This is a genomic window from Marinobacter alexandrii (genome assembly GCA_039984955.1).
GTDB lineage: Bacteria > Bacteroidota > Bacteroidia > Cytophagales > Cyclobacteriaceae > Ekhidna.
Genome location: JBDWTN010000007.1, coordinates 2,331,980 through 2,345,834, shown reverse-complemented (window position 1 = coordinate 2,345,834; position 13,855 = coordinate 2,331,980). Strand labels below are relative to the sequence as shown.

At 38.5% G+C, this 13,855-nt stretch carries 13 protein-coding genes; 7 read left to right on the top strand and 6 right to left on the bottom strand.

Annotated elements, in window-relative coordinates; all coding sequences use genetic code 11:
- The first annotated feature begins 57 nt into the window (after positions 1 to 57).
- From ABJQ32_16800 to ABJQ32_16775, 6 genes are all read left to right on the top strand, one after another.
- Positions 58 to 1,146: a hypothetical protein gene (locus tag ABJQ32_16800; protein ID MEP5291317.1), complete on the top strand. Its 1,089-nt coding sequence runs from the start codon at positions 58 to 60 to the stop codon at positions 1,144 to 1,146.
- A gap of 3 nt (positions 1,147 to 1,149) precedes the next feature.
- Positions 1,150 to 1,839 (top strand): DUF6089 family protein, encoded by a 690-nt coding sequence (locus tag ABJQ32_16795; GenBank protein MEP5291316.1) that lies wholly within the window; start codon positions 1,150 to 1,152, stop codon positions 1,837 to 1,839.
- A gap of 54 nt (positions 1,840 to 1,893) precedes the next feature.
- Positions 1,894 to 2,643: an isoprenyl transferase gene (locus tag ABJQ32_16790; protein ID MEP5291315.1), complete on the top strand. Its 750-nt coding sequence runs from the start codon at positions 1,894 to 1,896 to the stop codon at positions 2,641 to 2,643.
- Positions 2,644 to 2,728: 85 nt separating this feature from the next.
- Entirely contained in the window at positions 2,729 to 5,383 is a 2,655-nt protein-coding gene (locus tag ABJQ32_16785) for a POTRA domain-containing protein (GenBank protein MEP5291314.1), read from the top strand.
- Between the two features lie 26 nt (positions 5,384 to 5,409).
- Positions 5,410 to 5,943, top strand: a complete 534-nt coding sequence (locus tag ABJQ32_16780) for an OmpH family outer membrane protein (GenBank protein ID MEP5291313.1) — start codon at positions 5,410 to 5,412, stop codon at positions 5,941 to 5,943.
- Positions 5,944 to 6,012: 69 nt separating this feature from the next.
- Complete coding sequence (locus ABJQ32_16775; GenBank protein ID MEP5291312.1) at positions 6,013 to 6,540, top strand: OmpH family outer membrane protein; 528 nt, start codon at positions 6,013 to 6,015, stop codon at positions 6,538 to 6,540.
- Between the two features lie 55 nt (positions 6,541 to 6,595).
- Here the strand turns inward: ABJQ32_16775 and chrA are convergent, their stop codons facing one another.
- Genes chrA through ABJQ32_16745 form a run of 6 tightly spaced genes read right to left on the bottom strand, consistent with a single transcriptional unit; the run spans position 6,596 to position 12,494 of the window.
- Positions 6,596 to 7,777, bottom strand: coding sequence for a chromate efflux transporter (gene chrA, locus ABJQ32_16770; GenBank protein ID MEP5291311.1), 1,182 nt, complete (start codon positions 7,775 to 7,777; stop codon positions 6,596 to 6,598).
- A 3-nt stretch (positions 7,778 to 7,780) separates the two neighbouring features.
- Positions 7,781 to 8,743, bottom strand: coding sequence for a 2-oxoglutarate and iron-dependent oxygenase domain-containing protein (locus tag ABJQ32_16765; GenBank protein MEP5291310.1), 963 nt, complete (start codon positions 8,741 to 8,743; stop codon positions 7,781 to 7,783).
- A gap of 45 nt (positions 8,744 to 8,788) precedes the next feature.
- On the bottom strand, positions 8,789 to 9,466 hold the full coding sequence (gene recO / locus ABJQ32_16760) for a DNA repair protein RecO (protein MEP5291309.1): 678 nt from the start codon (positions 9,464 to 9,466) through the stop codon (positions 8,789 to 8,791).
- Positions 9,463 to 11,634, bottom strand: coding sequence for a hypothetical protein (locus ABJQ32_16755; protein ID MEP5291308.1), 2,172 nt, complete (start codon positions 11,632 to 11,634; stop codon positions 9,463 to 9,465). Before ABJQ32_16755 ends, recO begins: the two co-directional genes overlap by 4 nt.
- Positions 11,585 to 12,172 carry a thymidine kinase gene (locus ABJQ32_16750; protein MEP5291307.1) on the bottom strand — a complete coding sequence of 196 codons (588 nt, stop codon included), beginning with the start codon at positions 12,170 to 12,172 and terminating at the stop codon, positions 11,585 to 11,587. The genes ABJQ32_16755 and ABJQ32_16750 overlap by 50 nt, the downstream gene beginning before the upstream one ends.
- 1 nt (position 12,173) lies before the next feature.
- On the bottom strand, positions 12,174 to 12,494 hold the full coding sequence (locus ABJQ32_16745; protein MEP5291306.1) for a 2Fe-2S iron-sulfur cluster-binding protein: 321 nt from the start codon (positions 12,492 to 12,494) through the stop codon (positions 12,174 to 12,176).
- An 18-nt stretch (positions 12,495 to 12,512) separates the two neighbouring features.
- Between ABJQ32_16745 and ABJQ32_16740 the strand changes: the two genes are divergently transcribed.
- Complete coding sequence (locus tag ABJQ32_16740) at positions 12,513 to 13,775, top strand: hypothetical protein (protein MEP5291305.1); 1,263 nt, start codon at positions 12,513 to 12,515, stop codon at positions 13,773 to 13,775.
- The last annotated feature ends 80 nt before the right edge of the window (positions 13,776 to 13,855 follow it).

Below are 13,855 nucleotides of genomic sequence, written 5' to 3'. Positions count from 1 at the left end.
AATCCAGTAGCGAAGAACAATCAAAAACATATTTTTGTGTTTTAAAGAGTGAGAAATATGAAACTCAGAAACCTAGTTGTAATTGCACTTTCCATAATCATGCTGGGGTTAGCAGATAATGCTGAAGCGCAGAGAAGAAATAAATATAAAAAGCGAAGACAGACGAACAAAAGAGTATCCCACTACAAGGGAGGCATACGTGGGTATGGAAGATTCGAACCATACTATTTTGTTGGAGCAAATCTGAATGCAGGTAATTACTTCGGAGATCTAGCTCCTGTAAATAAAGCTGCTAGTACTGATGTTTCGTTTACCCGTCCAGGATTTGGCTTGTTTGGAGGATACAAGTTTCATCATTCTCTTGCATTAACCGCGGGCATAAATTGGGTGAGGGTTTTTGGTGACGATTTTACTTCTGATCCTTCTTCAGAAGATAGTTTCCCAAGATTTGCTAGAAATCTCAGTTTTAGAAATGATATTAAAGAATTTAGAATAGGTCTTCAAGTATTTTTATTGCCAAACTATGGAGGTGTGCGTCAGCGACTACCTTTCAATGCTTACCTATCGGTCGGTGCATCCATCTTCCACCATGAACCTAAAGGGAAAGTGCCTGACTCAGATTATCAAAGTTCACCGGACGGTTCTGTTAATGCTCCAAATGCGGGTCAATGGGTTAAATTAAGGCCTTTGGGAACGGAAGGACAAAATTTGGGTATTGTAGATCCATACAAATCAATAGCCTTCTCTATACCTATAGCGGTAGGGGCTCAGGTACGAATCCCTAATACGCAACTTACAGCTGGCCTTGAGCTTGGCCTAAGATATTTGTTCACAGATTACATTGATGATGTGAGTAGTAACTACGTTGACTTAAGAGATTTAGAAGGCAATGACGGGGTGTTATCTAGAATTCTGTCTGATAGATCTGCTGAACCTACCTCTTTACAAGGAGATGCCAGAGATCTTTCTAATGCAGGTATTCACAATTTATCCGAGCATGGTTTCTATTCTTCGTCATTTATAGGTGGAGGATATGATGGAGCTACAAGAGGTAATCCAGACGATAATGATATGATCTTCGTTACACAGATAAAAATATCATACGCTCTAGGCGAAAAAACACGTAGACGAGCTAAATACAGATAAAATTTGCGAAAACTTATTCCCATCTTCTTTGTCATCATAAGTTTAAGCTCTTCAGCTCAATTCATGGAGTTTGGCGGTGGGCTTGGAACCATGAATTACTCGGGAGATTTGGTAAGAGGGTATAGTTTCAGTACTTCTTCGTTAGCAGGAACAGCTTTTTATCGGATGAATTTTTCAGAAATACTAACCATTAAGTTAGCACTCACTGTTGGAAAAGTAAGAGGATCTGAAACACCCATAGATGCTTTCGCAATACAACGTGATCATGCTTTTAACTCAACAATCTTAGAAGTTTCTTCCGTTTTTGAATATCACTTCTTGGATTTCAAGTCCGAAAATTCAAGAGTCAACTATTCTCCATATATATTTGGAGGGATCGGTTTCATTAATTTTAGTGATGCACCTGCAGACGAAGGTGTTGGAAAAATACAGCCTGTACTCCCGGTAGGTGTAGGATTTAAATATCTGATCCAAAAAAAATATACTATTGGGTTTGAAGCAGGTGCTAGAAAAACTTTTTTCGATTATCTAGATGGTATTTCTGATGGGGATCAAGCAATCAAAGATTATCAATATGGCAATCCTAAAGATGATGATTGGTATTTTTTTACAGGGCTTTCTTTCAGTATTACGCTATTCAATATCCCATGTCCTTTCCCATACCGACCTAACCAATCCATTCTTTCACGTTAAGAGAAGTTAAATCATTGGTTTTCATTCCCTTTAAGTAAAAAAAAGTTCATTTTTGTGGACTTTTCGAAAATTGTGTTGGAAGAACTAAAGAATCAAATAGAGCTTAAAAAAGTGCCCGAACATATCGCCATAATAATGGATGGTAATGGGAGATGGGCCCAACGCCAAGGAGTCAAGCGAATTTTTGGGCATCAAAATGCAATTGAAGCAGTAAGGGATGCTACTGAAGGAGCTGCTGAGCTAGGAGTAAAACATCTTACACTATATGCTTTCTCTACTGAAAATTGGGATCGCCCAAAATACGAAGTAGATGGCCTCATGACTCTTTTAGTCAACACCATAAAAGATGAATTACATACGCTTCAGAAGAATAAAATTAAGCTCTTGGCAATAGGGGATATATCAGGGCTTCCGGTTAATGCTCAAAAGAAGTTGAAGGAAGCAAGTGATTTAACAAATGAAAATGATGGTATGGAACTTATCCTAGCCCTTAATTATTCAGGAAAGTGGGATATCGTAAATGCTGTGAATAAGCTTATTGAACAAGGTAAATCCATTGTAGAGAGCACGGATATTGATCACAATTTATCCACAGCAAATATTCCAGACCCTGATCTGCTTATTAGAACTAGCGGAGAAATGAGGATAAGTAATTTTCTACTTTGGCAGCTGGCCTATACAGAATTACATTTTACAGATGTACTTTGGCCCGATTTTAGAAAAAAAGATCTTTATGAAGCAATCGTATCGTATCAACGACGCGAAAGAAGATTTGGAAAGACAAGTGATCAAGTGAAAGCATGAAATGAGCATGATAACAAGAAATACGAGAAATATTAAAACTAGTCATGTAAGTTCTGCGCAGCAGTTGGGTGAATTGATTTTAAGCATGAAAAAAACATTATTGATAGCTGTTTGCTTTTTGACAATATTTGAAGTCCAATCACAGGTAGTCTTTGGAAGAGATCAAAATAATCCTGGAAGTGGGCTTTCAATAAACTATTCAAGCCCGAAAGAGTACGAAATAGCTGATATTGAGGTTAGAGGAGTCCAATACCTTGACAATAATGCGCTGATTTCATTGTCTGGTCTAAGGGTGGGAGATAAGATCAAAGTCCCGGGTGATGAAATCACTACAGCAATTAAGAAACTTTGGAATCAGGGAATTATAGGAAATGTATCCATTTATGCTTCGAAAGTAGAAGGGGATAAAATTTGGTTAGTTATCGAACTTACTGAGCGCCCAAGGTTGACAAAGTACATCATTGAAGGTGTTAGTAAAACAAAGCAAGGGGAGATAGAGGAAAAAATAGGATTGATTAGGGGAAAAGTATTAACTGATGTAGTCATTAAGAATACCGAACTAGCAGTAAGGAGCTATATGGAAAGCAAGGGTTTCTTGAATGCTGACGTTAAAGTTTTTCAACAAGGCGATACAGTACTTCGAAATAGTGCTTATCTGAAAGTCGTCATTGATCAAGGCCAAAAAGTAAAAATTAGGAATATCCGCTTTGACGGGAATGAGCAGTTTACTTCAAAAAAGCTCAGATCTAAAATGAAAGGGGTTGGAATGATCCCTAAGTTTTCATTACCTACCGAGATCATTGAAACCACAGCAAAACTCATGTGGCCTCCAAATCTAATCTCATTCATAAAAGGCTCGAAGAAAACCTCGAAAGAAGAGGCACGAGAATATCTTGCAACACATGTAAACTTAAATTTCTTTAAGTCTGCCAAGTTTGTCAAAGATGATTACGAAGAGGACAAAAATAATATCATTAGTTTTTATAATTCAAAAGGATATAGAGATGCAGAAATTGTTTTAGATACCATATACGATATCTCAAATAAGTACATGAATATTGATATCTCCTTAGCTGAAGGTAACAAATATTATTTCAGGGATGTATCATGGAGTGGAAACTATATCTACACAGATGAACAGTTACAGCGTATTCTTGGAATCGGAAAGGGTGATGTATACGATCTTGACTTAGTAAATAAAAAGCTAAACTTCAATCCTAATGGGCCTGATATCAGCTCTTTGTATATGGATGATGGATATCTTTTCTTCAATATAAATCCAGTGGAAATTCGAGTTTCAGAGGATTCGATTGATTTAGAAATGAGAATCTATGAAGGTGCTCAAGCCACAATTGACAAGGTTTATATAAGTGGAAACGATAAAACCAATGACCATGTAATACTAAGAGCTCTATGGACTAGGCCAGGTGATAAATTTAGTAGAGCGCAGCTTATCAGGACACAGCAAGAACTTTCCCAGTTAGGATATTTTGACCCAGAACAAGTAAATCCTCTTCCGATACCTGATCCAATCAATGAAACAGTAGATATTGAGTGGCAATTAGTAGAGCGATCAAATGATCAAATTGAACTCTCTGGTGGATGGGGTGGAGCGTTTGGCTTTGTTGGGACATTTGGAGTAACATTTAATAATTTCTCTGTAAGAAATATTACCAAACCGGAAAACTGGAGAGGTTTACCTGTAGGAGATGGACAAAGTCTCTCGGTAAGATTCCAGGCAAACGGTAGAAATTTTCAGAGTTACTCCTTCAGTTTCGTAGAACCATGGCTAGGCGGAAGAAATCCAAACTCTTTTGGTCTTAGCTACAGCAAATCAATCCAACGCTCAATTAATCGTTTTACGAATGAGACTTTTGGATCTTTGAAAGTAACAGGAATTTCCGCCTCGTTAGGAAGAAGGGTAAAGTGGCCTGATGATTATTTCACAGTAAGCACCGGTCTTTCCTACCAGAGATATGACCTATTCCAATTCCAAAGTAGAGCCCTTGGATTCCAAACGGGTGCTGCGAATAGCTTTACATTCAATACCTCATTATCAAGAAATACGGTTAATAACCCAATGTACCCTAGAAATGGATCAAGTATTTCGTTAAGTGCTTCCTTTACTCCCCCATATTCCCTTTGGAGAAATCTTGATTATGAAAATGCTGAACCAGAAGAGCGATTTAAATGGCTAGAATATCATAAATGGAATTTTGACACCAAATATTTCTTAACACTTACTGGAAAACTCGTTCTTTCTGCCCGAGCACATTTTGGGTATTTGGGCACCTATACCAGCAAAACAGGTGTTGGGCCTTTTGAACGATTCCAGCTAGGAGGCGATGGTCTCACTGGTCAAAACTTCTTATTAGGAACAGATGTGGTCGGCTTAAGAGGCTATCCGAACAATTCTATTACACCATTCGATCAAGAAAATAACATTGAAGGCGGAACACTTTTCAATAAGTATGTAATGGAAGTAAGATATCCTATTTCACTTGCTCAATCTGCTACTATTTATGCATTAACCTTTGTAGAAGGAGGAAACAACTGGGATCGCTTTGCAGAATTTAACCCATACAACATAAAAAAATCTGCAGGTATAGGCCTTAGAATCTTCATGCCAGCGTTTGGGCTTATGGGGATTGATTGGGCTTACGGTTTTGATAGAGTTCCTGGAAGCTTTGAAAATTCAGGTCCACAATTCCACTTCTCTATTGGTCAGCAGATTCGTTAATAGAGATGTCTTAAAATACCGATATTATGAAAAAGATATTTCTATTGCTATTTGGACTGTTTTGCGTCAGTGCTACATTTGCGCAAAAATTTGGGTATGTAGACACTCAATACATTTTGGAAAAAATGCCTGAGTATAAAGATGCTCAAGCAGAAATTGAGAAGCTCGCTAAAGGTTGGGAAGTTGAAATTCAAGATTTGTATCAACAGGTAGAGGCTATGGAAGTGGAGTTGAAGGCGGAAGAAGTACTTCTGACAAAGGAGATGTGGGAGGATAGGAATGCTGAAATTGAGCGTAAATGGAAAGAGGTGAAAGAGTTTCAACAATCGATTTTTGGATTTGACGGTCTTTATTTCTTAAAAAAGAAAGAGTTGGTAAAACCAGTACAAGACCAGGTATTTGAAGCTGTTGAACGTGTGGCTAAGAATAATCGACTCCAAATTGTCTTCGATAAGTCCGGAGATCTTGTGATGATCTACACTGATCCAGTCCATGATTATACTGATTTCGTACTGGAAGATCTGGGATTGGTAGAAAATCAGAGTGTTAATAATAATTGAGCATAAAAATTGAAACTTAATCAAACCAATGGGTGAACGCCCAAACCATAAACGAAAAGTGATTTAGATATGAAAGTTAGAATGTTACTAAGTACTGCCCTTGCTGTAATCGGTTTTGGAGTAATGGCGCAGTTAAAAATAGGCTATACAAATGTAGAGTACGTTTTGAGCCTAATGCCTGAGGCAAAACAAATTGAAAGCGAATTAGCTGCGTATGATAAGCAATTATCTTCTCAACTAGAAGCAAAATATGCTGACTATCAGGCAAAAGTTGCCGATTATCAGCAAAATGCTGAAGGTTATACGGAAGTTGTAAGAGCTGATAAAGAGAGCGAAATCGTAAACCTTCAAACTTCTATCCAAGAGTTTGAGCAAAACGCGCAGAACTCCATGGTTAACAAAAGAAACCAACTTCTTCAGCCCGCTTTTGAAAAAATTGGAACGGCTATTGAGCAAATCTCCAAAGAAAACGGATACTCCCATGTTTTTAACATGACTGCCGGTGGACAAAGCATTCTTTTATATGCGCGAGAAGAAGACAATGTGACGAATATCGTATTGAAGAAACTAGGTATTAATCCTCCTGCTGATAACTAAAAGCAATTGAAGATTTAAAAAACAACCCCATCTGCTAGTTGGCAGATGGGGTTGTTTATGCAATAATAATTCCAAACACAAGTCCTACAATGATGATGATAGGTGTAGGGACCTTAGTAAAGTGCATCATCCCAACTGTGCCAAATAGAAGAATGAAGTTTATCGTCTTGAACTCCATCGGCATAAAAAGTAAAAAGGCCGCTGCAATTACCATCCCAGCACTCACTGCGGTAATTCCTTCTAAAGAGGCTTTTACAATTCTATATTTTTTTAGCTGTTCCCAAAATCTGATAATAAAGAAAATCAGAAACGTGCCTGGCAAGAATATTCCTGCAGCAGCTGCTCCTGCATTGAGTATTTGCGCACCAGCACCAAATTCTCTTGCACTCAGCGCTCCCACATAAGCACTAAATGAAAATACAGGACCAGGTATAGCCTGAACAAATCCATACCCTGAAATAAACTCTTGCGAACTTAAGTAGTCTTTAAACTCAACGAATTCTGTATAAAGAAGCGGCACCAGAACCTGCCCACCACCAAAAATTAAGCTTCCATTCCTATAAAAATTCTCAAATATCTTTATTGACTGAAATTGTGTGACTCCCCCAAGTACTGCCGCAGCTATTAGGACTGAAATCCAGAGAATAAGATTTGACCAGTTGATGCTTATTTTCTCCTTTTCTTCAATTGGCTGTTTTTTATACTTCCATGTAGTAGCTAGCCCACCTAGAATAATCAAAATAGGAAAAGCATATGGGCTTTTAAGAGTGAAAGATGCAGCAGCAGAAAAGATCATTAAGCCAAAACCAACTTTAGTATTCACCACCTTTACCGCAATCTTATATGACGAATATGTGACAATACCTACTGCAATTGGTTCTATAAATCGAAGAAAGTCAAGAGAGACGTTCATGTTTTGTGCCGATGAAACGAAAATGGCTAATGCTGTCATAATGGATACTGCGGGGAGCATCCAAACTAAAAGCGTGAGGTAAGCTAAATTGGGTCCGCCTATTTTATACCCGAGAGCCGTTATGGTTTGTGTGGATGTGGGTCCAGGTAATATTTGACACAGTGCATATAGTTCAATTAAATCCTCCTCAGTCAAGTATGCCCTCTTTCCAACGAGCAAATCAAGAAACATTCCAAAGTGCCCTTGCGGTCCTCCAAAGGCTGTAAGGGACAGGACTGACACATCCTTGAGGAAAATGATATTTCTAACGCGTCTAATCGACATTTTTTACGCCTTCAATCCTATCTCTCTTAATCTTTCATCTAAAAAATCTCCGGCACTTATATCTTCAAATGCTTTTGGGTACTCTGCATCGATACATCCTTTTAAGCACGTTAGATCCATTTCTGAAACTGGGTGCATGAAGAAGGGAATCGAAAATCGTGATGTATGCATTAACTCTCTTGGTGGATTGACCACTCTATGGATCGTGGATTTGAGCTTCCCATTGGTATGTCGCTCTAGCATATCCCCAACATTGACCACTATCTGATCTGGTAATGCGGTGATAGGGATCCATTTCCCATCCCTCCTCAATACTTGTAAGCCATCAGCACTTGCACCCATTAACAAGGTGATAAGGTTGATATCTCCGTGCTCTGCTGCTCTAACGGCATCTGGCGGAATCGCATCCGGGTCTTCTATTGGAAAGTAATGAATAGGTCTTAAGATACTGTTTCCATCCTCTACCCTATCGTCAAAATAATTTTCAGGTAAATCCAGATAGAGTGCAATAGCTCTTAACATCTCTATTCCGGCATGTAAAAGAGTTAAAAATGCTTCTGAAGCATACTTCTCTAACTCCGGCACTTCAGTAGGCCATATATTTTCAGGATAGTCTGACCTCTGTTTTTCAGGAGGCTGTCCAACATGAAAAAATTCTTTGAGATCTCCCGTATTTCTGCCTTTTGCCTTTTCGCGTCCTTTACTTATATAGCCTCTTTGTCCCGCTAGTTCTTTCTTTTCATAGGCCAATTTCACATTGTCGGGAAGCCGAAAAAATCTTTCCACCGACTGATATAAATTTTCAGTGAGATCATCAGAAAGTCCATGATTTTTTATAGATACAAATCCAATATTCGTGTACGCCTTTCCCAGAGCTTTTACAAAAGCATCCTTTTGCTCTTTCGTACCATTGGTAAAATCCGCTAAGTCCAGTGAAGGGATCTCATCGTAAAGTATGTCAGCCATTTTCGAGTAATTAGAGGTACAATTTAATTCAGAATAAAGTGGAAATCAATGTAAAACACTGCGTAAAACTTCCAAAGACTTTGGTTTTGAGATATGAGCATGATGTTGATAGTACTCCAAAATTGTATCTAACAAAATTCCTTTTACTTCTCTCGCCATCTTAAAATCATAGCCATATGATTCTTTTAGCAGGGCATCCATAATTTCATGGTTCTCCGTTGAAGGAACTAGCTTATCAGTGGAACTAAAAAGGTTGTCTATATCATCTATTGCATATCCCAAAAATGGGCCGATTTTCAGCAAAAATTGTAAATGAAAATTACTGACACCTTTATCTAGCAAATCGAATTGCTTAATCGATTCTTCTGCAAATTTATAAAGTTCAGGGTTTGGAGATTGTTCTGACTGAAGCAATTTTGAAAAGACCTCCGTAAGAAAAAGTGTAATAGAGCTCTTCACTAAATCCTGATGGATATGATGCAATGGATAAAAGCTCTTGAATTCTGAAATGCGTTGAAGATCCCTGGTTTCCTTAACATACAAGACCAAGTCAAGGATGGTGAATGGTTGAAAGTAGCCAATACTCTTTTTTGACTTCTGGCTTCTAATTGAATTGACTATGTAAGCACCATAACCGCTCTCCTCTGTAAATATCCTTGCGATTATTGAAGTATCGCCATACTTCATATAGCTAAGAACAATCCCCTTAGACTTAACAATCATCTTACCACGGCAATTTTCCCAACATACGTTTCTTCTCCATCAGACGTGGAACTAAAAAACAGGTAAATTCCAGTCCTTATCATAGATCCGTTTATATCTAGCAGGTTCCAAGAAGCAGACCCTCCGTTTGCATCAATTTCTTTAACTAAGTTTCCATTGACATCTGTCACTTTCACATTTGCATTATTTGCCAGGCCTGTTAAACCCACCAATCCTTGATAATCAGGACGAACGGGGTTTGGAAAAATATTAACATCGCTATGCTTTCTACCGCCAACAGAAGACGAACTTCTAAAGGAAACCATTCCTTTGGCAGTAAGAATAAATACTTCCCCGGTAATTCCATCGTAGGCTAGCTGAATAATTTGATTTGAAGGTAAAGGACTATTTGATTCATTGAAAACTGCCACTTGTTCGGAAGTATTTTCATCATATACCCAAAGTCCTTGATTGGTCCCAAACCAAATCCTGTTGCCTCCATCCGTCATTACTGCTGTAATTTCCTCTCCTTCAAACAGTGTTCTATTTTCAAACGATGGGAGAATCCCTTGTGAATCCGAAAAAATGAATGAAGCAAAAGGAAAAATCACTGGCCCACGAGTCGTGCCTATCCATGCATTGTCTTCAATACTTATATCTATATCTGTGAATGAAGATGGCAGACCATCTGCCGTCGTAATTTGGTCAGAGATGTTCTCCTCTGAATCTAAAACAATGATGACACCAGATGACGAACCGAGCCAACCAATTCCTGTTTCGGAAAGGTCTATTGTCAAATATTCGCTTTCTCCAAGAAACACATTCGTATAAGACGTCCAGCTCTGTTCACTATTCATTACATGAATTGGGTTTGAATTTCCAAAAGAGGAAACCCATAGATTTTGAGCACTCGCTAATGCAGTAACGATTGTATCTAACTCGCTAGAACTTCCTGGAATATCTGAAATGACCCTCTCATTCAATTCATCATATATTCCATCTCCTATGGATGAATAGTAGAAATTGTTATTGAATCTTGCAACATCAGATACATTTCCAAACCCTGCTATTGATCGTTCTTGCCACTCCCCTTCTGAAAAAAGAGAAAATGATTCTACTTGATCGGATCCATCATACGTAAAAGGTGATGGGGCATGAAAACCGAAGACCTGACTATTGATCACTCGAAAGTTTGAAAAATTGTCCGAGAGTGGTCCTTGAGGAGAAAGTGTGTTACCCCCTTCTTCTACCAATCCGAGCTCACCATCGGCCACTACAAGCGAACTGCCAGCTATTGCCAAGTCATTCACATTCAAAGCAAGAGTTGTGTTCTGAGGGAGGAATTCACTACCATTATATGTATAAAGCGTACCTAACACTGAAGTTATCAGCTGGTTATCAACTTCAAATAATTTTGATGATCCTGCAGGCAAATCGACTCCAGTATCTAGCCATGTGTCATTTGCTAGCCTCATCAAATCAGACGCTGAAATAGCAAATATTTCATTCCCTACAAGTGTAAGGTCTGAGTAACCTGATGTTCCAGCGTACATTACCCAGTTATTAAAGTCTAATAAGTTTGTATCAAGACTACCCGATTGTACTCCTTCGCTGGTTCTAACAAAAAGTGAATCATTTTTGAAAATGATCTCGAATATTTCAACCTCATTTCCTCCATCGCCAATTTGAACATAATTCTCCGTTACCTCTACGTCTGAAGTATTTACAACAATGACTCCCAAATCTGTCGCCAGATACGTCATGGGACTTCCGAAAGCAATGTCATTAATGGTTTTATCTATGTCCAGATTAGACGTGGCAATATCAGAAATGGTCAACAATTGGTCTTCAAAAACAAAGTCAACGAAACCAGACCCGTACCCGATCACGAGTACATTGTTAATTTCATCATAGGCTAAAGCAGAGACACCCACATCCGACAATCCATCAATCTTAGACAGTCTTCTTAAAGCTCCTGATGAAATTTCCCTTGAAAAAAGCCCGTTTTGAGTGGCACAGAAGATTTTATCGGGAGTAACCTCTAAAAACCGAGCATTGCTATAACTGAAATGAGTCCTCCATGTACCTACAGCAATATTCTGCGAAAAAGCAAAAACCACAGATGTGAGTACTAGTAAACTACTCAGTATCAAGTGCCTCAAAAAAGCATGACCTGCAAAGCGCTTCATAAATATCCTTTTCTCCTAAAACTATTGTTTGCTTGGATTTAGTACGTCGATGGGAATAAGATGCCACATTTCCACATTTCATACATACTGCATGTACCTTGGTAATGTATTCCGCTATAGACATCAGTGAATCCATAGGTCTGAATGGTCTACCCTTAAAATCCATATCTAGTCCTGCAACAATCACACGTTTTCCCTGATTTGCGAGTTTATCAGCAACGCTGATAATCTCCTCATCAAAAAATTGAGCTTCGTCAATTCCCACAACTTCACAATTTCCTGCGCGAAGCAAAATATCATTGGCAAAATTGACTGGAGTAGATGGGATTGATGAGTCTTTATGTGAAACAATTTTCACTTTATCATATCTCTTATCTACAGCAGGCTTAAAAATCTCAACGTGCTGGTTTGCCAACATTGCTCTATTTAACCTTCTGATAAGTTCTTCTGTTTTCCCGGAAAACATTGATCCACAGACCACCTCTATCCATCCACCTCTCCTTAAGGTACCCTTTCCAATATGTGGTTCTACAAACATCTTATTCAGAATATATCAAATGTGGCAATTGTGTTTCCTTCGGCACTTTAATGGTGACGTCTCCTGTCACGCAAGCTTGGCAAGTTAAGCGTTCATCTCCTCGCAATTTATTCAATTCCAAATATTGCTCCTCCACCTTTGTTCTAGGCATTAGATTATCCATGCCCTCTAAGATTTTAGCTTTGCATGATGTACATCTACCTTTCCCTCCACATGCATGCATCCAATCAGTCTCAGTAAGCAAAATATCAAGCAAACTTTCCCTTTTATCATCACAATGAATAGATTTACTTTGTAAGTTGGCAATTACTACAGTCGACATGCTTTATCAATTTCAATAATGCAAAAGAAACTAAACGAAGACTTTATAGACGGTTATTGTGAGAAATTTGCATCCACGGTGACTGCCAATTTCTTCAAAGATGGAAAAGAGGTCATCACTGGTAAAGAAATATTGAAGGTCACCCCTTCTAAACAGGTCAATTTCTTCGTGATAAAATTATTGTTCAGGTATTGGCAAGAAGAGACCAAGAAACTGGAAAGCCCCTTCTTCAACTATAAACACGATGAAGTGCGACAGGCTATGATTCAGTTTATGAATGTACTTTCCCAGCACATTGAAATCAATCGAGAAAAGTTTGAGACACTGCTAAATCATGCAGTAAAAGATACGATTTACCTTGCCGCAATGCCACAGGCCTATGTGGAAATTGATTTAGATAGCAGAGGTGTAGAGACCATAAAAGATAAGTCTGTTGAAGGTACAGTCAAGTATTTGAAAATCCATAAAAAAGAAATTCAGAACTTTTTGTCTGACATGAAGGGGCTCACAATTGACGATGTAGTTGATGAACTCCCTGAAGAGTTCGATGAGTTTGACACCACGGAAGCTGTAAAAGAAGAATGTGCATTGTTGACTGATGTTCTCGAAATCACTGCTGAAAAAATCTTTTCAGATGACCCAGAGATGGATGAGTTTGACGAAGATGATTTGTTTGAACCCGGGGAAGAAGATCTTGTAGATGAGCGTCCCAAATCAAAAAAGATTGCTCCTGATGCAACTCCAGAAAATGAAAACATAGAGGTGAGCATAGAAGATGATGCTATGCTGGAAGAAGATATTGAAGATGGAGATGCTAAAGCTGAAAAGTCCATAGTAGAAGAAACTCCAGAACCCCCAAAAGAAGAAGAAAGCCAAGCTCAACCTGAAGTCAAGGAAAAGGAAGAAGAGGAGCCTAAAAAGGAAGTAAAAACTCCCGTGATCCTAGAAGAGGAAGACAAAGAAGATGACTTTCCTGAAGAGACAATCAATGAGCAGTTTGAGAAAGATGAAGAAACTGTAGCTCAACATTTAGAAAGTACCAATAAGGAAAGTGGGATACTAAGCCTCATTTCTCTTAATCATCGGTATATGTTCATCAAAGAATTATTCAGAAATGATAAAGAGGAATTTGAAAAAGCATTGGGTGAGCTAGAAGATTACCAGAGCTTTGACGAATCAGTAGAATTTCTTGTTCAGGGTTACGCCAAACACCATGAATGGGATATGCAGTCTGATGAGGTGAAAGAATTTTTAAAAGTCCTCTTTAGAAGGTTTCGATAATACTATATACTCAAAGAGGCTGCAAGCGGAGAAGTGATCTAAATATGAGATCCCTTCAGCATTTTCCCCCTGTAATGACG

Excerpts from the sequence above, each read along its gene's own strand:
- ABJQ32_16800 (MEP5291317.1), top strand. The coding sequence starts at position 58 with ATGAAACTCAGAAACCTAGTTGTAATTGCACTTTCCATAATCATGCTG.
- ABJQ32_16785 (MEP5291314.1), top strand. The coding sequence starts at position 2,729 with ATGAAAAAAACATTATTGATAGCTGTTTGCTTTTTGACAATATTTGAA.
- ABJQ32_16780 (MEP5291313.1), top strand. The coding sequence starts at position 5,410 with ATGAAAAAGATATTTCTATTGCTATTTGGACTGTTTTGCGTCAGTGCT.
- ABJQ32_16775 (MEP5291312.1), top strand. The coding sequence starts at position 6,013 with ATGAAAGTTAGAATGTTACTAAGTACTGCCCTTGCTGTAATCGGTTTT.
- chrA (MEP5291311.1), bottom strand. The coding sequence starts at position 7,777 with ATGTCGATTAGACGCGTTAGAAATATCATTTTCCTCAAGGATGTGTCA.
- ABJQ32_16765 (MEP5291310.1), bottom strand. The coding sequence starts at position 8,743 with ATGGCTGACATACTTTACGATGAGATCCCTTCACTGGACTTAGCGGAT.
- recO (MEP5291309.1), bottom strand. The coding sequence starts at position 9,466 with ATGATTGTTAAGTCTAAGGGGATTGTTCTTAGCTATATGAAGTATGGC.
- ABJQ32_16755 (MEP5291308.1), bottom strand. The coding sequence starts at position 11,634 with ATGAAGCGCTTTGCAGGTCATGCTTTTTTGAGGCACTTGATACTGAGT.
- ABJQ32_16750 (MEP5291307.1), bottom strand. The coding sequence starts at position 12,172 with ATGTTTGTAGAACCACATATTGGAAAGGGTACCTTAAGGAGAGGTGGA.
- ABJQ32_16745 (MEP5291306.1), bottom strand. The coding sequence starts at position 12,494 with ATGTCGACTGTAGTAATTGCCAACTTACAAAGTAAATCTATTCATTGT.
- ABJQ32_16740 (MEP5291305.1), top strand. The coding sequence starts at position 12,513 with ATGCAAAAGAAACTAAACGAAGACTTTATAGACGGTTATTGTGAGAAA.